Source organism: uncultured Psychrobacter sp., assembly GCF_947488565.1.
Taxonomy (GTDB): domain Bacteria; phylum Pseudomonadota; class Gammaproteobacteria; order Pseudomonadales; family Moraxellaceae; genus Psychrobacter; species Psychrobacter saeujeotis.
Genome location: NZ_CANKZC010000003.1, coordinates 23,815 through 44,233, shown reverse-complemented (window position 1 = coordinate 44,233; position 20,419 = coordinate 23,815). Strand labels below are relative to the sequence as shown.

The window sequence follows — 20,419 nt, the reverse complement described above, 5'->3', positions numbered from 1 at the left end:
GTGCTGGTAACAACCAATTATCAAGATTATTGACGACGGTATAAGACGATACCAACCGTAGATTTATCTAAGTACTAAAAACAGTAAAGCAATCTACCGATCTTCGATGTTGACACTCAGAACAGAGACACTGATAGTCTTTAGTCATGCTATCAGACAAAAACTGTAGCATATCTAGATAAAGGCTGGTCATCAAATCCATCTAGTAAAGACGCAAGATAAATTTATTAAATCAATATCATATTTAGACATTTAATTGATTTAATAACTCATTACGCGTAATCAACAATGGTATGACAACTGGCATAAACTGTTTGCTCACTATACGCATATCACCCATTAAAAGCCAGTTTTTAACAGTATTATATAGTCATTTTATATGCTACAAAATATGTATTTCATAAAACAAAATGTGCTATCCACTACTAAAACTATAACAGGTCAGATCCTTTGGTTGACAGTCCAATATTAGCGATAAAAATACTGAATAATGTAATTAAGTATCAAAAAACACAACTGATATATTTAAATATAATAGCACTATATAGCAGAGTATTTGACATGCGTGGCAAGACTGCGAGTATTGTAAACCAAATATATCCAATTGCAACCTGCCCATAGTGTTACTTTAAATAAACATTGCTATGTGTGGTGTTGCTATAGGGTTTTTAGTCAATAAAAAAGAGGTAGATCCAAATAATGGACTACCTCTTTATCAATGATAAAATGATAAATCAATCAATACTATCGTCTTGCATCAATTGATTATTGGTTGATGACATCTACCCCTTTTGGCGGGGTAAAGTTAAACTGACTGCTGCTGACACTTGGGTTAAGCTTGATGCCATTAAACTTAATCGATGTGGTTTGTCCAAGTGTGTCATTTAATACCATCATAACCGGTTTACCACCACTAAAGCTTACCGATAAATTTTTAAAGCTAGCATCACCGGTTTTAGGATATAACACGTAGTAATTTTTGTTTTCGTACGGTTGGGTCACTTTAAAGTTTTTATCAATTTTACTTGGATCGCCTGACAACAATAATGCTGGCGTATTGCCTACTTGACTATCTACACCTTGCTTGGTTGCTTGCTCCAAGTCTTTATCATAGATCCACATTGAGTTACCATTTGCAACAATCAACTGTTCTGATGGTGACTTGGTTTCCCAGCGAAAGTTATTTGGACGTTGAACACTCATCGAACCTTTAAACGTACCATTGGTTGCGCCTTTAGTCGTTTGAGTAAAGTTGGCAGTCATGCTTTTAGTATTGGTTAACAGCTTGTTTAAGCGTTTGGCTGCGACCAAATTGTCAGCAGGGGCCGCTGTGGCAGACTGAGTCAATGCTACCATTGGGGCTGCAACACCTAACGTAGTCATTAATACACCAGTCAATGCACCGCTCATCATTTTTTGTTTTGCTGTAGTAGATTTTACTTTAGTAGATAAAGTCATGATTTTTCCTCTCGTAATAAAAATAAAATATCAATGAATATAAAAGTTAGATCATCGCGTTTTTGTTGTGTTCATCTATTGCACAAGATCATGTGCAGTGTGAGTTATCGCAATAAGCCTATGAATATCGTAAGTATACAATTATAGCAATATTTGGTAGTGATCTAACCGTCAGTTATCAGCTGCTTGTTTGTTTAATATCGCTTCAACTCTCAACAAAATAGCACTAATAACCAATGAGCACAGTGTGCCAGTTTTTTTATTACACGCCTAGTCTTCAATTGCAATCAATACTACGCCTGCCATACGCGCTTGTAACGGCAGTAGTTACATTACTCTACCTTTTCATTACTTTATTCTGTTAATTAAAAATAAAAATAAGCACAAAAAAGCTCCTATTACCAATCAGTAATAGGAGCTTTTGTATGTAACAAACTGCGTTATTTACAAACAATAAAGTAGCTTGTGTTTAAAAGCGATAGTTACTCGCCTTCAACCATTACATAGCGACGGTTAAATTTACCTTTAGTCGCAAACTTTACCACACCGTCATTTAGTGCAAACAAAGTATGGTCACGACCCATGCCAACGCCTTCGCCTGCGTGGAACTCTGTACCACGTTGACGTACAATGATGTTACCAGCAGTAATAGCTTGGCCACCAAAGATTTTTACGCCGAGCATTTTTGGGTTTGAATCACGACCGTTACGGCTCGAACCGGCAGCTTTTTTATGTGCCATGAGAAAATCTCCTTGTTAATATAGTTTATCGCTATTGCGATACATCTTAAGCAGTTAGTACGCTATTTAGCATCAATAGCTAAACTGATAACTACGCGTTAATCGCTTTGATTTTTAACAAGGTGTACCATTGGCGGTGACCTTGCTCTTTATGATAATGCTTACGACGGTTGTGCTTGATAATACGGATTTTGTCACCGCGACCGTGCTCAACCACTTCAACTTCTACGCTTGCACCATCTACAACAGGCTGACCGATTTTGACGTTATCACCATCTACAACCATCAACACGTCTTCAAACTTAATCGTCTCGCCTTTTTCTGCTTTTAACAACTCAACTCTTAAAAGCTCATCGACGACTACACGATGCTGTTTACCACCACTTTTGATTACTGCGTACATTGTCTGACTCCGTTTAACCCGTGTGCCGTGGCTGATATCATACCAACGCTTCGACGACGAACACGACAGGGAAAAATTAAAGGCAAGATTTTACGGCTTTTTGCTCATAAAAGCAAGTCACCTATCTTGTTTTTGAAAGTTGGTGATATTTACTCAAGGTCTTGATACTGCGTATTTTGACAATGAGCTGACCAATTTATGTAAGTAAAAATTTTACAAAACAAACCGCATTAACAATTATGCCAACGATTAGTTTAAGCTTAAGTATCGTTATTATAACTTATACAATCAGTAACTTACAATGCACTATTAACACCCGCTTTACTTTAACTACCGATTTGATAATGTAGCTATGTTACTATAAGCACGCTGATAGTGTTATAAGAGACGGCTATCAAACGATTTTTTCTATCTTCTATTAATATGACTATTTACTATGACGACCACCTCTTTATCGAACACCTTAACCACCTCTTTATCTGCGCCAAGTTATGCTGATATCCAAAGTATCGTTGCTGATGACTTTGAGATCATGGATAAACAGGTTTTTGGCAGTCTTAATTCAAAAGTACAACTTGTTATGAGCGTCTCCCAGCATGTGATCAATGCAGGTGGCAAACGTATGCGTCCATTAATTACCCTGTTATGTGCGCGTATGCTTAATGATGAGCCATCACGCGAAGCGATGCATTTAGCAGCCATTACTGAGATGCTGCATACGGCAACTTTGGTACATGACGATGTGATTGATGAGTCAGGACAGCGCCGAGGCAAACCGACAGCCAATGCCACATGGGACAATGCGACAGCCGTTTTGGTTGGAGACTATCTCATTGCCCGTGCCTTTAATTTACTAGTAAGTTTTCAGAGTTTACCGTTATTGCAGCTATTTTCAGATGGTACCTGTGATATTGCTGAAGGGGAGGTTTTACAGCTCCAGCATCAACACAACCCTGCTGCTACTGAAGCCGACTACCTTAACATCATAGACGGCAAAACATCACGGCTATTCATGATGGCGACTCAAGGCGCCGCTATTCTGCAAGAGCAAACACAGTATTTATCTGCATTAGCAGACTTTGGACAACACTTTGGTAATGCGTTTCAGATTATTGATGATGTGCTCGACTATAGTGGTGATAGTGAAGTGATGGGCAAAAACCTTGGTGATGATTTGGCAGAAGGTAAGCCAACTCTACCCACAATCAAAGCACTTGAACTACTCAAAGACAGCGATACAGAAGGTTATGAGCAATTGCGTATTGCCGTACAGACAGGCAAAACGCCAAATGCAGAACAGCTCATAGAATTGGTTCGCAGTTCAGGCGCGTTAGACTACTGTAAAAAACGCGCGCTAGAAGAGACAGCCTTAGCGCAGCAGGCACTAAATACGCTACCTGACAACCCTTATCGTCATGGCTTGTATCAACTCACAGAGCTTGCCAGCGCGCGATTGCTATAGTTAGTTCTGTGTCATCTGTACTATCAACTGACAAAGGCAACTCTATTTCTAAGTACTATTTAGTAGTTGAACAGACCAAACTCTATCTAAGTAGCGATTTGGGCGCTATTTAGACAGAGTTTTTTAACGACTATTGCTTTCGAAACTAACAAACTAAAAACTAACCTTCTTAAAAATAATAGGTGAGCGACATCGTTACCTTTCTTTAAGTTTCATAAATATTTGCCGTATTATAATCATGTAAAGATTGTTTTGATAATTTGACGATGCCCAATCAATAACCTTCTATGAATGCTTCGTGCATCTTCTAAGGTTAAAAATCGTTTTATGTGTTGCTAAAATTACATTTTTACTGCCTACATCGTATCTTTTAATCAAAATCTCATATATGTATGTAAAAATAACTTCTATAACAAAAAAGCAACACTATGCCACGCTATCAATAATGTTGTGTTTTAGTAGGCATTATCTCTTGTGATGCTTGTCTCTTCAACGTTTGTACAGCTCATAAGAAGGAATGTGACTTTCCTTTGCAAAAGATCTGTTTTTATTAGCTTGACTATAGGGTATACCCTATAGTTTATAATACGACACTAAATTTACTTACCAACTTTTATTGTTTGGTTGTTCTTAGTGCTAAAACCTCGCCTGCATGCTGTTATGATTTAATTTATAAGATACAAATCATGTAAGACCACATAGAATATAAGTCGGTTCAGCTTTTTATGCGGTAAGGTTTACATTATACATTTACTCTATATTAGTCATTATGATGGCTCAAAGAAACAGTTGCTAGTCGTAGCATCTACATTCATGTGACGTTACGATGCACTATTAAAATTTATCTATATCGTACCTATATTATTGACGAGGACATTGATGAAGCACTCTACTCTAGCGCTTGTAATAGCATCTGTACTATCTGGAGCTGTACTGGTTGGCTGTGACAAAAACGAGGACTCAGCAGATGCCGCCGCACAGCAGCAGATGCCGCCAGCCGTTGTCAACGTCCAGACTGTCACTTTCGACACTGTACCTCAAGTACAGACTTTTTCTGGACGTACCACAGCTTACCAAACCGCCGACGTCCGTCCACAGGTGAATGGTGTCATTGACGAAGTACTATTCCGTGAAGGCGGTAACGTCAAAAAAGGTCAACCGCTTTATCGTATAAACACTGACAACTATGCCTCTTCTGTCACTAGTGGACAAGCAGCGGTGCAGCAAGCACAAGCCAACTATCAGACATCAATGGCCAACAATGCCAATGCCAAAGCTGAACTAGCAAGCCGTCAAGCATCACTTGCTCAGGCTCAAAACGACCTACAACGTTTACAAGGATTGGTCGATATAGATGCTATCTCTAAGCAGCAATATGAGCAAGCACAAACGCAAGTGCGCACAGCACAAGCTGCCGTACAAAGCGCGGCGGCAGCAGTTGGACAGACACAGGCAGGTATTGAGAGCGCCAAAGCTGGCATCCAAACGGCAAAAGCTGGACTAGAAGCCAGCACCTTAGATCTTAATCGTACCATTGTACGTGCGCCATTGACTGGTCGCACGGATCGCTCTAGCGTGACCGCTGGTACGCTGGTCAGTGCAGGACAACAAGATCCATTGGTAACTATCTCACGCTTAGATCCTATCTATGTTGACATCAGTCAATCATCTTCTGAGCTTTTGAAGCTACGTCAACAAATATCTGAAGGCAAAGTACAGCCAGGAATGAACTCAGTTGAGTTGGTACTAGAAGATGGGTCAGTCTATCCAGTACGTGGCAAGCTTGCACTATCTGAAGCAAAAGTTGATGAATCGACAGGTGCAGTTACTTTGCGAGCTATCTTCCCAAATAGCAATAATATCTTACTACCAGGTATGTATGTGACAGCACGTCTAACCCAAAGTGTCATTACTAATGCAGCACTGGTGCCACAAAGTGCGGTCATGCGTACGCCTAAAGGTGATACGCAAGTCTATATCGCTGATAAAGATAACAAAATCCAAGTACGTCCAGTCACTATTAATGGTACTTACGATGGACAATGGGTTGTCACTGACGGTCTAAAAGCGGGTGATAAAGTGGTTGTGATTGGCGGCTCGAAGGTCAAGCCTGAGCAGGAAGTAGTGGTCAAACCATTAGAGAGTGCCAATTCAGCCCCATCAGCTCAAGACACTGCTAACGCTCAAACGCCACAGCAGGCGGCAAAAACGATGGATGAGAAATCATCTGACAATAACACTGCTGATGAAGACTCAACAGAAGCCGCTACTAACTAATTCCATTCAAAGATAGGAAGACTTAGGGATATACTATGTCACGTTTTTTTATTAATCGCCCTATTTTTGCATGGGTGCTGGCTATTTTGGTCATGCTCATCGGGGTGATATCGGTCATCAACCTACCGATTGAACAGTATCCACGTATTGCACCGCCAACTATATCGGTGAGTGCAAGCTATCCTGGTGCGAATGCGCAAACCGTTGAAGATTCAGTCGTACAGATCATTGAGCAACGCATGAAAGGGCTTGACGGCCTGATGTATATGTCGTCATCGAGCTCCTCAAATGGTGGTGCCTCTGTCACGCTGACGTTTGAAAACGGTACAGACCCTGATACCGCTCAGGTACAGGTACAAAACAAACTACAAGCGGCCATGAGCTCATTACCTGAATCGGTACAGCGTCAAGGCGTCAACGTTAACAAATCTTCTAGCAGCTTCTTAATGGTGCAGGGCTTTATCTCTGAAGATGGGGGTATGGATCGTTCGGATATCGCCGACTATATCAACTCAAACGTCGTCGACCAACTAAGCCGTGTCGAAGGGGTTGGTGAAGTACAGGTGTTTGGTTCTGCTTATGCCATGCGTATCTGGCTGGACCCTGCACGACTGCGTAGCTACAACATGGTGCCATCTGATGTGGTCAATGCAGTGCGAGCGCAAAACGCGCAAGTCTCTGCAGGTCAATTAGGTCAAGCACCTGCTGATACTGATCAACAGGTCATCAATGCAACTGTGACTGTACAGAGCTATCTGCAAACCCCCGAAGAATTTAAAGATATTTTGTTAAAAACCGATACTTCAGGCGCACAAGTGCGTTTGGGTGATGTTGCAGATGTTGAAATTGGTAGTGAAGACTATAGTGTTGTCTCACTATATAACGGTCAAGAAGCAGCTGGTTTAGGTATCTCATTAGCGGGTGGTGCTAATGCGTTAGAGACTCGCGAAGCTGTCAGCGCTCGTATGGCAGAGTTAGAGGCCAATTTTCCAGCAGGTCTCACCTCAGTTGTACCTTATGACACCACACCGTTTGTCCGTTTATCTATCGAGCAGGTCGTTCATACGCTTATCGAAGCGATTGTACTAGTATTTATCGTCATGTTTATTTTCTTACAGAACTGGCGTGCTACTATTATTCCTACCCTTGCCGTTCCTGTCGTTCTACTGGGTACCTTTGCAGTATTGTATGTCGCAGGCTTTAGTATCAACGTTCTGACGATGTTTGCAATGGTACTGTCCATTGGTCTTTTGGTCGATGATGCGATCGTCGTCGTGGAGAACGTTGAACGTATTTTGGAAGAAGATCCTGATATTTCTATTAAAGATGCCACCGTTCAATCTATGGGCGAAATCAGTAAGATTGTTATTGGTATTGCCATTATCTTGTCAGCAGTGTTTGTTCCTATGGCCTTCTTTGGCGGTTCAACAGGGGTAATTTATCGACAGTTCTCGATTACCTTGATTACTGCTATGGTATTTTCTGCCCTAGTTGCGCTTATCTTCACTCCAGCGCTATGTGTGACGCTACTAAAGCGTGGTAAAAGTCATGAAAAAGGCAATACTGAAGAGAAAAAAGGCTTTTTTGGTTGGTTTAACCGTGGTTTCTTTAAGCTTAGCCGCAAATATGAAACCTCAGTTGGTAAGAGCTTCCGTTTCAAATGGCTTTACCTAATAGGTTATGCCGCTATCATCGGTATCATGGCTGTTGTATTCTTACGCATTCCAGGCTCTTTCTTACCAGAAGAAGACCAAGGTATTATGTTTACCTTGGTTCAGCTACCAGCTGGTTCGACGCTGGATGAAACGCAAGATGTACTCGATAAAGTCAGTAACTATTATGATTCTCAAGAGGGCGATAATATTGCCTCTGTCTTTACCATCGCAGGCTTTAGTTTTGCTGGTCAAGGACAGAATATGGGACTGGCCTTTGTGCGTTTATCAGACTGGGAGAACCGTTCTGGAGAAGAAAATACCGCACAAGCAGTCGCAGATCGCGCGATGGGGTACTTCTTTACCCAGTTAAATGAAGCACAGGTATTTGCGATCGTACCGCCAGCGATTACCGAACTTGGTAATGCCAGTGGTTTTGATTTGATGATTCAAGATACTGGTAATCTTGGACACGAGGGCTTACTTGAAGCGCGAAACATGCTGCTCGGTATGGCTGCACAGAACGATCAAGTCGCAGGTGTGCGTCCTAACGGTCAAGAAGATGCACCGCAGCTAAAAGTAAATATCAATCAAGAACAAGCAGCTGCCTATGGTTTATCAATGGGTAATATCAACAGCGTTATCTCAACCGCTTGGGGCTCAAGCTACATCAATGACTTCGTCGACCGTGGTCGTATCAAACGCGTCTTTGTTCAAGGTGAGCCTAGCAGCCGTACCAACCCTGACGATATCGGTAAATGGTATGTGCGCAACGACATAGGTGATATGATTTCTTTCGATGCGTTCTCTAGTAGCGAATGGCAGTCCGGCTCACCGCGTCTGACGCGCTACAACAGTTTGCCATCTATGAACATTCAAGGTAGCGCTGCGCCTGGTCTTAGTACCGGTGAAGCGATGAGCTCAATGGAAGCTATGATGGAAAAACTGCCTGACGGTGTCGGTTACGAGTGGACAGGTATGTCACTTGAGGAGCAAAAGTCAGGTGCTCAAGCGCCGATGCTATATGCCCTTTCAATCTTAGTGGTATTCTTATGTTTGGCTGCTTTGTATGAAAGCTGGTCTATCCCCTTCTCTGTACTACTTGTCATTCCTCTTGGGGTGCTTGGGGCGGTGATATTTACGTGGCTACGCGGCTTTAACAACGATATTTACTTACAAGTCGGCTTATTAACCGTGGTTGGTCTATCCGCCAAAAACGCCATCTTGATTATTGAGTTTGCCAAAGAACACCAAGAAGAAGGTTATAGTCTAAGAGAGGCTGTCATGACGGCAGCAAGACAACGTCTGCGTCCGATTATCATGACCTCGCTTGCCTTTGGGTTAGGGGTTGTGCCATTATTCATCGCTACAGGTCCTGGTTCTGGTAGCCAAAACGCCATTGGTACTAGTGTGGTTGGCGGAGTTATTACTGCGACATTCTTAGGTATCTTCTTTATTCCTATGTTCTATATTTGGGTGCGTAGTTTGTTCCCGTATAAATATAAGAATAATGGGCCAAATGACGGCGGCGATGATACACCTGATCTACAAAAACCTACTTCTTCTGAGGAATATCAGCCTGCAAGTCTTGGAGATAATACACAATGAGTGTTCAAAAAACCTTTACCTTAAGATCAGCGGCGTTAGTGAGCTTTGCACAACCGCTGCTGTCGCAAACATGCAAAAATAGCGCTCGTCTCTTAAGCCTAACCGCTTTAGCGGTTAGTATGGCAGCTTGTAATACCATTCCAAAAGCTGATACGCGCCCTGTACTCGCTGAGCCTAACATTCCTGTTGGGCAAAGCTATGGCGCGTTTGATCGTGAAACGGTTAGTAGTACTGAGCAGCCAAGCCTTGCCAGTCAGCGCTGGCAAAACTTTTATAGTGATGAGCGTTTAAAAGGACTCATTGCATTAGGTCTTAACAACAATAAAGACTTTGAAAGTGCTCGTTTGGCCATCGAAAAAGCGCGTGCGCAGTACCGTATTACTGACATCAACGATCTACCAACGATTAATGGTCAGGCGGGTTATTCACGCTCTCGTCAAGGTAGTGAGTTTGGCAATCAAACCAGTGACAGTTACAATGTCGATTTGGGTTTGGCCAGTTATGAGTTGGACTTTTGGGGAAGAATTGATAGTTTAAAAGATCAAGCCTTACAGAACTTCTTAGCAACTGCGGCAGCCAAAGATGCTACCCAAATCAGCTTAGTAAGTAATATTGCTCAAAGCTATGCCAACCTAAGTTATAGTCTGGCTCAATTAAAATTGGCAGAAGCGACGGTAGAGAGCCGTGAGCGATCCTTGTTTATTGCTGATAAACGTTTTGAAGCAGGTATTGACCCCAAACTGCCTTCACTACAATCTTCTGCCGCACTTGAAAATGCCAAGCTTGCAGTATTACGAGCACAAAGCAGCATTTTGACTTCACGTAATGCACTACAGTTCTTAGTTGGTACTCCTATTCCAAGCGAGCTTATTCCATCGCCTGCGATCAGCAACATTACCACTCACGAAATATTTAGTGCAGGTCTACCAAGCGAATTGCTACGCTATCGTCCAGATGTGCTACAAGCAGAATACAACCTAAAAGCTGCTGGTGCTAATATAGCGGTAGCACGGGCCGCTTACTTTCCAACGATCAGTCTCGCTAGTAGCGTCGGGGTGCGTAGTGATGGTTTGAGCGACTTGTTCGATAATAGTGCTTTTGGTTGGTCTTTTGGGCCCAATATTAGCGTGCCTATATTTGACGCAGGGCGCTTAGATGCCAACTACGACGTGGCTAAAATCGAGCGAGAGCAGACACTGGCAAGCTACGAGAGATCTATTCAAACAGCTTTTCGTGAAGTGTCTGATGTGCTTGCCACACGTGCCACTTTAGGTGAGCAATTGGCGGCGCAGTATCGTTTGCAAGATAATTTTGAACAAACCTATCAGATAGCGGATGCCCGCTTTAAAGCAGGTATTTCAAACTATCTAGATGTGCTTGATGCACAGCGTTCACTGTTCTCAACCCAACAAGGTATCTTGGATTTAGAGCTACAAAAAATCGTTAGCCAAATTGAGCTATACCAAGCGCTTGGCGGCGGTGCTAACCTAGATATACCGACGGCCATTCCTGTACCGCAATATACCAACTTGGCTCAAGTCGCTAACTTACCGGCCAATAGTGCAAAAGCCAAAGCGGCTTACGCTGTCAACGCTGCAGGGTCAGCACGCGTGGCATCTCCACAAGAAGCGATAGAAATTAAACAAGCTAAGACGCCAGCGACCTCTACTTTTAAGCCTACCGCTATTGTCGATGTCGATAACGATGGTAAAAAAGAGGCCGCTGTTGGTATCGTGACGCAAGAAACCCCTACCGATCAGGCACCAGTAACACAAATTATTGAACCTTAAACAATCACAACGTATCAAACAAGTAGATACTCTACAATTAGCCCTGCCGCCTTGGTGGGGCTTTTTGCTTTCGCAGACTACTTTTGGTTATAGTAGTGTCATTATATTAAATAGCTTTTTATACAGACCAACTTTATAAATGGTGACACGCTTATGTGTAACTGATATAGATAAAGCCATATCAAATGAAAAAAGGCTGTTGCAACCATAATTACTGAAAAAATAATAAGGAACGATTATGTCTTATACCTTTAACCGCCAATACCCTGAAACTCGTCTACGCCGTCTACGTTACAATGATAATGTACGGGCAATGATTCGAGAAGTAGAGCTACATCCTAAGCACTTTATCGCGCCAGTATTTGTACTAGAAGGTAAAAACCAGCGTGAAACGATTGCGAGTATGCCGGGGGTTGAGCGCTTATCAGTCGACCTACTTATCAACTATGCAAAAGAATTACTAAGCGAGGGCGTCACGACTATCGATATCTTCCCTGTCATTGATAACTCATTAAAAACGCCTGATGGTCAGGCTGCATATGATGAAAATGGTCTTACTGCGCGCGCGGTCAAAGCCCTTAAAGATGCCGTACCCGAAATGGTAGTCATGACGGATGTGGCACTTGACCCTTATACCTCACATGGTCAAGACGGTTTGCTCGATGACAGCGGTTATGTCATCAATGATGCAACCATCGAAGTGTTGGTCAAGCAAGCACTCGTCCACGCACGCGCTGGCGCTGATATCATCTCGCCAAGCGATATGATGGATGGCCGTATCAAAGCCATGCGTGATGCCTTTGAGTCAGAGGGCTTTGTGAATACGGCTATCATGGCCTACTCTGCCAAATATGCTTCTGCTTATTACGGGCCGTTCCGTGATGCCGTCGGTAGTGCAGGCAACTTAAAAGGCGGCCACAAAAAGCAATACCAGATGGATTTTGGCAATCGCGCAGAAGCGCTGCATGAAGTGGCCATGGATATCAATGAAGGCGCTGATATGGTGATGATTAAGCCGGGCCAGCCTTATCTTGATCTGATTCGTGAAGTCAAAAATACCTTTGGCGTACCGACCTTTGCCTATCAAGTCTCTGGCGAATACGCGATGCATATGGCAGCCATTCAAAACGGCTGGCTCAGTGACGCGGTAATATTAGAATCGCTGATTGGCTTTCGCCGAGCGGGTGCCGATGGTATTTTGACTTATTTTGCATTGGAAGCGGCTCGTCAGCTAAATAATGCGTAATCTGCTTATCATTTTTAAAGTTTTTTCGCGTCTACAGCTTTATGTCTGTTGGCGCGATTTTATTACCATGATTGTCGTTTTTTATTATAAGCACGATATGACTATAATCTAAAGATATAAGGCTTTAGCTTCTTAATTATCTTCTGCCCAAAAGTGGCATTTTTACTTTATAATAACCCACCTAATTTTGATGGCGTGTTGACGCTATCCTCTACATTTTATTGCAGTTATTGTGCTCGATGTTTCATCACTTTTGCGATGATCTATCAGCGCCTACCCTCTTTTTTGCTTTTGCCCTACAGGTTACGTTATGAGTCAACTCAATCCTAGACAACAAGAAGCCATGCTCTATGTATCAGGGCCGCTACTGGTATTGGCAGGCGCAGGCTCAGGCAAGACCTCGGTAATCACGCGCAAAATTGCTTACCTTATCGAAGAGTGCAACATGCCAGCTGAGCGTATCACGGCAGTGACCTTTACCAATAAAGCCGCTCGTGAGATGAAAGCGCGGGTCGGTAAACTGTTGCCTAGTGAAAAGACGCGCGGATTGACGGTCTCAACCTTTCACCAATTTGGCTTGCAGTTTTTGCGTTACGAGCTGATTCATACGCCTCTAAAAGGTAACTTCTCCATTATGGATAGCGATGACAGTAAACGCCTCTTAATGGAGCTGATGATGCGCGACAATTTGAGCGGTGCTGAGAGTCGTGAACTGGTCGGAAAGGCGATCAAAATGATTTCTGATTGGAAGAACGATCTGATTGAGCCCGATAAAGCGATGGAGACCTTAGACGATCCAGAGGACATGATATTTGCTACCTTATATGCGCTATACGAGCGTAATTTGCGTGCTTATAACGCCGTTGATTTTGATGACTTAATCGTACTACCGACCAAGATACTACGTGAAAACAGAGAGCTGCGTGATAAATGGCAAAACCGTATTCGCTATTTGCTCGTCGATGAGTATCAAGATACCAATACTGCCCAGTATGAGATGATTAAATATCTGGTTGGACCACAAGGGCGCTTTACCGTCGTGGGTGATGATGACCAATCTATCTACGCATGGCGCGGTGCCAAACCTGAAAACATGGCGCTGCTCAAAGAGGACTTTCCCAAGCTCAAAATCGTTATGCTTGAGCAAAACTATCGCTCAACCACACGTATTTTGACCTCTGCCAACGCTGTCATTACCAACAACGAGCATTTATTTGAAAAAAAGCTATGGTCAGATAAAGGTCATGGTGAAAAAATTCGCATTCTCAATTGTCGCAACGATGACGATGAGTCCGAGCGCGTGGCAAAAGAGATTGTCACGCATAAACTGCGCTTTGGTAATGAGTGGGAGCAATACGCTGTCCTGTATCGCAGTAACTTTCAAGCGCGTATGCTTGAGGCGCAGCTGCGTCAGCTGCAAGTGCCGTATAAACTATCTGGTGGCCAATCTTTCTTTGCGCGTAGTGAAATCAAAGACATCATGGGTTACTTGCGTCTCATCTTAAACCCTGAAGACGACAGTGCCTTCTTGCGTATTATTAATACGCCCAAGCGCGGCATGGGCCCTGCCACGCTTGAGAAGCTCGGTTTATTTGCGCAAGAGCATAGCATCTCCCTACTCGCTTCTTGTACCCATGCAGGTCTTAGCCATGTGCTACCGTCTAAAGCTTATGGCACGATAAAGGAGTTCGGTGAATTTATCGAACACTATACTCGTGAACTGGATCAACATCCTGACCCTGTACCAATCGTGCGCCAAATGATTGATGAGACCGGCTATATTGACTTTGTCCGTAGCGATGCCAAAACCCCGCAACAAGAAAAAAATCGTATCGACAATATTGATATGCTGTATACCAGTATTCAATCTTTGATCAACCGCGCTGAAGAAGATGAAGATCGAACGATTGATACCATCATTCGCAAATTAGTACTACTCGATATGCTCGAGCAGCAGCAAGAAGAAGAGAATACGAACAAAGTAAACTTGATGACCTTGCATGCCGCGAAAGGCTTGGAGTTTGATTTTGTTTATATTATGGGACTAGAAGAAGAGATGCTGCCGCACCGCAACTCTATCTTGAGTGAAACGATCGAAGAAGAGCGACGGTTGATGTACGTGGGAATCACCCGTGCGCGCCGTGAGCTGACACTGACACTTGCAACCCAGCGCCGCGCTGGTGGGCAGATGCGTGTGACTTCAGAATCAAGGTTTTTGGATGAGCTGCCTGAAGACCATATTGACTGGCCTGCCAAAGCGAAAAAGAAAAAAGCCACCAAAGATCCTGAAGCAGTCGCTGATGAGTATTTGGCTAATATTCGTGCGTTACTCGGCAATCGCTAAGGCCCGTTTTTATCGTAGGTTAACTGTTTTATTATAAGTATATCGGTATAAAACCGATACAGTGGGACTGGGATGAATTTTACGCAGCATCGAGCAGCACAGCCACACCACGCCAGAAAAATTTATACCAGTTCCGCGTTGACATATAATGTCGCTGTTTTATTTAGAATCGATTATATTAATTTTTGCTTGATGGTTGTTTATTTTTCATCGTTTATTTTTGTTTTTTGGAATGCCTATGCCTGCCCCCACGCCAAGCTCAGAACAGCCATTCAAACCGCAGTCAGAATATAATTTGATAGAGTATAACGCTGAACATAAGCTACTCTATTTGCAAGGACTGGTGGCTGACAATGCGTATGCAGCAATTACTGATTTTTTAACACAGCAGTCTGAATACGAAATTGCCAATTTATTAGAATCCTTTCCTAATCAAGATCGGCAGATTATCTGGGCACAGGTTCCTGAACACCTGAGGGGCGAAGTGCTTGCCGAGCTAGAAGTTGATACACGTCAACCGTTGATGGAGAATATCTCCTCAAAAGAGATCTCTTTATTTACGCAAGATCTTGACGCCCAAGACATCTCAGAAATCTTAGAGACAGTTACCGATACTGTGCGTACTTCGGTAATGGCAACGTTAGACGAAGATATCCGTCTCCAAGTCAATAAACTTGATACCTATGCAGACTGGGAAGTTGGCAGTTATATGGACCCTGATATCATTCAGGTTCAAGATGATGTGAGCTTGGCACATGTACAAGAATGGCTACGAGAAAACGATGAGCTACTAGATGACCAAAGCCAAGAGCTGTTGGTCGTTGATCAAGGCCAGCAACTATTGGGTCTACTAAGTCTGGTTGATCTAATCAAACACAATCAGAGCTCACTGGTCTCAAGCTTTACTGACAACGCCATTACTATCAATGACCGGTTAGACATCCAAGATGCTGCCGCTATTTTTCGTTCAGAAGACATTCGTTTTGCGCCTATTATTAATAGTCATGGGGAGCTGGTTGGACAATTAAACGGCGAAGATATCATGGAGATTATCCAAGACGATGTCGATAGCACAATGAAAAACTTGGCAGGTGTTAGTCAAGATGAGGAGTTATTTGCGCCTATCTTGACCAGTGCCAAAAGCCGCAGTGTCTGGCTAGGCATCAACTTATGTACTGCGCTATTGGCCGCTATCGTCATTGGTCAATTTGAGGCCGTGCTGGCAAAAGTAGTGGCATTAGCGATACTCATGCCAGTCGTGGCTAGTATGGGCGGTATCGCCGGCTCACAGACGCTGACTGTTGTGATTCGAGGTATGGCCATGGGCCAAATTGGTGGTTCTAACCGTTGGTGGCTTTTTAATAAAGAGTTATGGGTTGGTGCAATTAATGGACTTATTTGGGCATTTATCATGGCGATTATTGCACAAATGTGGTTTCATGATGGTAAGATTAGTGCAGTGATTGGTTTTGCTATCGCCATCAATATGACGGCTGCCAATGTATCTGGCATTAGTATTCCATTGATGCTTAAGCGCATGAACATTGACCCGGCGCTATCTGCCTCAGTTATTTTGACCACAGTGACCGATATCGTCGGCTTTATGTCCTTTTTAGGACTGGCAAGTGTATTGCTATTATAGTGGTTACCTTTTGCAAGGTATGAGCAAAGATTTGGGTCCAAAACTACAACGTGACAAAGAGTAGTTGTTCTTTATAATCGCTATCTATTTACTAATGGTTATAGCCAGTTCGATATAAAATCGTTACGTTATCTAATTTTATAAGTGAGTGTGTTATGCAAGCGGTACAAGTCAAAGTTCTTAATTCCAAAATTGGTACGCATCCTGATTTTCCTATGCCGACCCGTGCCACAGATGGATCAGCAGGTATCGATTTGCGTGCCTGTATTGATGAGGCTATGACAATTAAGGCAGGAGCAACGCATCTAGTAGGTACAGGCTTGGCAGTCTATATTCAAGACCCTAACTATGCCGGAATGATACTACCGCGCTCAGGACTCGGTCATAAGCATGGCATTGTACTTGGCAACTTAGTGGGTCTTATCGATGCCGACTATCAAGGGGAGCTGATGGTCAGTGTTTGGAATCGTAGTAGTGACGACTTTGTACTCAATCCTGCTGAGCGTATGGCACAGTACATTGTGGTACCCGTTGCCCGCCCAGAATTTGAAGTGGTAACAGATTTTAGCGATGAAAGTGTTCGCGGTGCAGGTGGCTTTGGGCATTCAGGCCGTCATTAAATTTAAAACAACTGTGTTAAAACCTAGATCAGAGTAACATATATATAGCCGCGGTGAACTTAGTAAGTAAGTACGCCATTTACTATCAATAGGGATATGAGGAGTTTATAGTCATGCCGACTTTTGCCGCCCAGCTCCCTCTATTTCGTGCTTATGATATTCGCGGAGCACGCCAGTATTTTACTACTGAATTTATCGCGGCGTTGGGTGAAGTTTTTGCACAGCTATATAAAACACAAGCCAGCCACTCAATAAAAAGTCGTTTTCTAAAAAACCGTTATTCAAAAAGACATGACATACAAAAGCACAATTTAAAAAGCCCTAATCTAAAAAACAAACACAATAAAGAAGAGTTTTTAGTTCACCCTCATTCTCGAACTTATCGCTCTGTGCCATCAGCTAATGTGGTGGTCATTGGCTATGATGTACGCTGTGATAGCGATACCATAGCGCATATGCTTGCCAATCGTTTAAGTCAACATGGGTTAACGGTTATCCAGCTGGGGCTTATTACAACGCCGATGATGGCATTTTGGGCGCAGCAATATACGGGGCATGGCATTATAGTTACTGCCAGCCACTCTGAGAAGAACACTTTAGGCGTAAAATGGTTGGTTAATAACAGCTCTCCTAGTGACGCCGACATTCAAGCTATTTATAAAAGCCTTGCTGATTATCCTGCCAATAAACCCAAAGCGCCATTCATCCCATGCCAGCAGCGAGACAGTAAGTCTCAACTTACTTTTTCAAATAATTACTGCACGCAGATACAGACAACCGATCCTGTTAGCCTACCTACCGATACCGTTGTGTCTACTTACATTGACGCTATCGCGCAGGTATTTACTCGTATCGAGACGCAAAACCACTCCCCTGACCGCTCTGATGCTACCAGTAAACTTGATTTAAAAATTGTTATTGACTGTCTAAATGGAGCAACCAGTAAAATTGCACTGCCTTTATTTGAACGCTTTTGTCAGCAAGTCATTGTGCTAAATGATATTCCTGATGGTAACTTTCCGACAGGCAATCCAGATCCTACTGAACCTAATCGTCTAGCCGAGCTTCAGCAAACTGTTATTATTAATGAAGCAGATATGGGTCTGGCTTTTGATGGTGATGGTGATAGACTAATGATCGTTGATAACAGTGGCAAGGTTGTAACGCCGGATCATTTATTGTATTTGCTAGCGCGAGTCGCCATTGTAGAGCGTCCCATATCCAATAAAAAGCCCACTGCACCGCAAGTTTTATTTGATGTAAAGTGCTCTCACCATTTACCACGATTACTCAAAAAACTTGATGCAATACCAGTCATGAGTAAAACGGGTAGCAGTTTACTGCGCCAACAGCTTCAATCACATGACAATCGTGCTATTTTTGCTGGCGAGTTATCAGGACATTTTATCTTTAACGACGATTATTTCATTGTTTATGATGATGCTATGTATGCTGGACTACGTCTGCTGCATTGGCTGGCATCAACCGTTATCAAGTCTGATATTACCGCACTATTAGGTAACGACACTCATTCCAATATTCATACGCTACCGCCAGCTTACGATGCATGGGGGGCGCGTAGAAGAGAGACTCTGCCGTATCGACTAACTGATATTACCTGGTATCTACCTACGCTTGTCAGTACCGCTGACAACTACCTGCCTTTGCCTAAGAGTGCTACTACTACCTGTTCAATTGTGCATCATTTGGCAGTCCTTTGTCATTATTTACAGCATTTGGTTGAGGATGCTCATGACGTCGCGTTGCCACCTTGTCATTGTTTTGATAGCGTGCAACACATAACGCCAGCACAGGCTGAGCAGCTGTTGCCAAAGGGTACGCTTTTGTCTTGTATCGACGGCGTACGTCTAGATTTTGCGCATGGTTTTGGCGTATTGCGTCAATCAAACACCAGTCATAGTCTTACGGTACGTTTTGCAGGAGATGATTTGGCTGCTATGACAGAGGTGCAAACGCGTTTTATCGCCTTATGTCAAGCTTTTGATACGCAGTTGGCCGAGCAAATTGCGGCTATCTCTGCCGAATAGACACAATAGTCACGACATCTCGATTTTTAGGAAATACTATTTAAGTAATAGCATTTAATACAATACTTTTGCCACTACTGGCACAATAATGAGCTAAAAGTGCGTAAACAACGTGCACTTTATTACCGTATTTTAGGAGGGCCTGATGTCGCTTAATTTAGATGATGCCAAAAACACTGCTGAGGTGCTAACCACAGCACTACCTTATATTCAACGCTTTGTCGGTAAGCTTATCGTGGTCAAATACGGTGGTAATGCGATGACTGACCCTGCACTTGAGAGCTCATTTGCACGTGACATTGTCCTTTTAAAAACGGTCGGCCTACATCCAGTAGTCGTTCATGGTGGCGGGCCTCAAGTCGATAATTTACTAAAAGAGCTTGGTCGTCAGTCTGATCGTATCGATGGAATGCGCGTGACCGATAAAGGCACCATGGATATCGTCGAGATGGTGCTTGGCGGCAATGTGAACAAATCTATTGTTAGCCTGATTAATAAACACGGTGGTAGTGCCATAGGCCTGACTGGTAAAGATGCTAACCTCATCCAAGCTAAAAAACTCTTGGTAGAAAAGATGGGTGATGACGGTATAGCTGCGCCAGTAGATTTAGGCTATGTCGGCGATGTGGTCAGCGTTAATAAGGACGTAATTAATATGCTTATTGCCTCCAATTTTATTCCCGTTATTGCGCCGCTTGGGGTCGATGAAGAAGGCAATACGTATAATATCAATGCTGATCTGGTCGCCGGTAAAGTGGCGGAGTTTTTACAAGCAGAGAAGCTGATGCTATTGACGAATATCAAGGGTGTATTAGGCCGTGACGGTGAAGTGGTCACTGGCCTTACACCAAAGAAAGTCGATAGCCTGATCGAAGATGGTACGATTTCAGGCGGCATGATTCCTAAGATTCAATGTGCGCTTGATGCGGTGCGTAGCGGTGTAAAAAGCGCAGTTATCGTCGATGGCCGTGTTCCTCATGCTACGCTATTAGAGATTTTCACCAATGAAGGTGTCGGCACGTTGATTAGTCGCAATTTAGATTCTTCAATGAGCTAACAGGTTGTGACGATCATTCATATAAGAAAGCCCGAACTTATCTATTAAGTTCGGGCTTTCTTATAATCGACT

Annotated in this window: 13 protein-coding genes; 10 read left to right on the top strand and 3 right to left on the bottom strand. The window is 43.2% G+C overall.

Features of this window, described 5'->3' with window-relative positions; all coding sequences use genetic code 11:
• Positions 1 to 765: 765 nt before the first annotated feature.
• From lolA to rplU, 3 genes are all read right to left on the bottom strand, one after another.
• Positions 766 to 1,458 (bottom strand): outer membrane lipoprotein chaperone LolA, encoded by a 693-nt coding sequence (gene lolA / locus Q0890_RS07340; RefSeq protein WP_299219089.1) that lies wholly within the window; start codon positions 1,456 to 1,458, stop codon positions 766 to 768.
• Between the two features lie 482 nt (positions 1,459 to 1,940).
• Positions 1,941 to 2,198, bottom strand: a complete 258-nt coding sequence (gene rpmA, locus Q0890_RS07335; RefSeq protein WP_068034744.1) for a 50S ribosomal protein L27 — start codon at positions 2,196 to 2,198, stop codon at positions 1,941 to 1,943.
• A gap of 91 nt (positions 2,199 to 2,289) precedes the next feature.
• Entirely contained in the window at positions 2,290 to 2,601 is a 312-nt protein-coding gene (gene rplU, locus Q0890_RS07330; protein WP_299219086.1) for a 50S ribosomal protein L21, read from the bottom strand.
• Positions 2,602 to 3,037: 436 nt separating this feature from the next.
• Between rplU and Q0890_RS07325 the strand changes: the two genes are divergently transcribed.
• The 10 genes from Q0890_RS07325 (at position 3,038) to argB (ending at position 20,347) form a co-directional block, all read left to right on the top strand.
• Positions 3,038 to 4,063 (top strand): polyprenyl synthetase family protein, encoded by a 1,026-nt coding sequence (locus tag Q0890_RS07325; protein ID WP_299219084.1) that lies wholly within the window; start codon positions 3,038 to 3,040, stop codon positions 4,061 to 4,063.
• Between the two features lie 879 nt (positions 4,064 to 4,942).
• Positions 4,943 to 6,340, top strand: a complete 1,398-nt coding sequence (locus Q0890_RS07320; RefSeq protein WP_299219082.1) for an efflux RND transporter periplasmic adaptor subunit — start codon at positions 4,943 to 4,945, stop codon at positions 6,338 to 6,340.
• Positions 6,341 to 6,375: 35 nt separating this feature from the next.
• The gene (locus tag Q0890_RS07315; protein ID WP_299219080.1) at positions 6,376 to 9,600 is read left to right on the top strand and encodes an efflux RND transporter permease subunit; all 3,225 of its coding nucleotides are present in this window, start codon (positions 6,376 to 6,378) and stop codon (positions 9,598 to 9,600) included.
• A complete protein-coding gene (locus tag Q0890_RS07310) occupies positions 9,597 to 11,390 on the top strand; it encodes an efflux transporter outer membrane subunit (RefSeq protein ID WP_299219078.1) in 1,794 nt (597 codons plus the stop codon). Before Q0890_RS07315 ends, Q0890_RS07310 begins: the two co-directional genes overlap by 4 nt.
• Positions 11,391 to 11,628: 238 nt before the next feature.
• Positions 11,629 to 12,636: a porphobilinogen synthase gene (hemB, locus tag Q0890_RS07305; protein ID WP_299219076.1), complete on the top strand. Its 1,008-nt coding sequence runs from the start codon at positions 11,629 to 11,631 to the stop codon at positions 12,634 to 12,636.
• A gap of 310 nt (positions 12,637 to 12,946) precedes the next feature.
• A complete protein-coding gene (locus Q0890_RS07300; protein ID WP_299219074.1) occupies positions 12,947 to 14,980 on the top strand; it encodes a UvrD-helicase domain-containing protein in 2,034 nt (677 codons plus the stop codon).
• A gap of 238 nt (positions 14,981 to 15,218) precedes the next feature.
• Positions 15,219 to 16,622 carry a magnesium transporter gene (locus Q0890_RS07295; protein ID WP_299219072.1) on the top strand — a complete coding sequence of 468 codons (1,404 nt, stop codon included), beginning with the start codon at positions 15,219 to 15,221 and terminating at the stop codon, positions 16,620 to 16,622.
• Between the two features lie 155 nt (positions 16,623 to 16,777).
• Entirely contained in the window at positions 16,778 to 17,242 is a 465-nt protein-coding gene (dut, locus tag Q0890_RS07290; RefSeq protein WP_299219070.1) for a dUTP diphosphatase, read from the top strand.
• Positions 17,243 to 17,355: 113 nt separating this feature from the next.
• Positions 17,356 to 19,290, top strand: coding sequence for a phosphomannomutase (locus Q0890_RS07285; RefSeq protein ID WP_299219068.1), 1,935 nt, complete (start codon positions 17,356 to 17,358; stop codon positions 19,288 to 19,290).
• Positions 19,291 to 19,435: 145 nt separating this feature from the next.
• Entirely contained in the window at positions 19,436 to 20,347 is a 912-nt protein-coding gene (argB, locus tag Q0890_RS07280; RefSeq protein WP_299219066.1) for an acetylglutamate kinase, read from the top strand.
• Positions 20,348 to 20,419 lie beyond the last annotated feature (72 nt).